Here is a 647-nt window from a genome sequence, read left to right as displayed (position 1 = left end):
CCACGTTTGTTTGGCACGTTCGGGATGTCTTCACCCATCAGCCACAGTACCGAGTTGGTTGCAGACTTACGGCTAGAGCCCGTACCAACGACGTCACCAACATAAGCGAGTGGATGGCCTTTTTGCTTCAATTCTTCGATCTGCTTCATTGGGCCAACAACGCCCTCTTCGTCAGCAGTGATGCCGTCGCGAGAGTTTTTGTGCATGGCTAATGAATGCAATGGAATGTCAGGGCGGCTCCACGCATCTTGCGCTGGTGACAAGTCATCGGTGTTGGTTTCGCCAGTCACTTTAAACGTTGTGTAAGTCGATTTCTGTGGTACCTCGGCACGGCCCGTGAACCATTCGGCATCAGCCCAAGACTGAACGACTTCTTTGGCAATGTCATTACCCGCTTCGGCTTTTTCAGTGACGTCATTGAACGCGTCAAATACGAGTAAAGTTTTCTTAAGCGCGGTCGCCGCGTCTTGAGCAACCTCTTCATCATCTAGTGCCGCAACTAATGGCTGTACGTTGTAGCCACCTTGCATAGTACCTAGGATTTCAACGGCTTTTTGCTTACTGATAAGTGGTGATGATGCTTCACCTTTTAAGATAGCAGCTAAAAATGCAGCTTTTACGTAGGCCGCTTGGTCAACGCCAGCTGG

The 647-nt window shown here is 50.1% G+C and carries 1 pseudogene; it reads right to left on the bottom strand.

Annotation, left to right across the window (positions count from 1 at the left end):
* Positions 1-647: pseudogene (locus ACTXGO_RS15720) on the bottom strand (bifunctional aconitate hydratase 2/2-methylisocitrate dehydratase); the annotation flags it as partial.

The sequence above is a fragment of the Psychrobacter sp. T6-1 genome (assembly GCF_052258445.1).
This window is presented reverse-complemented; position numbering and strand designations above follow the sequence as displayed.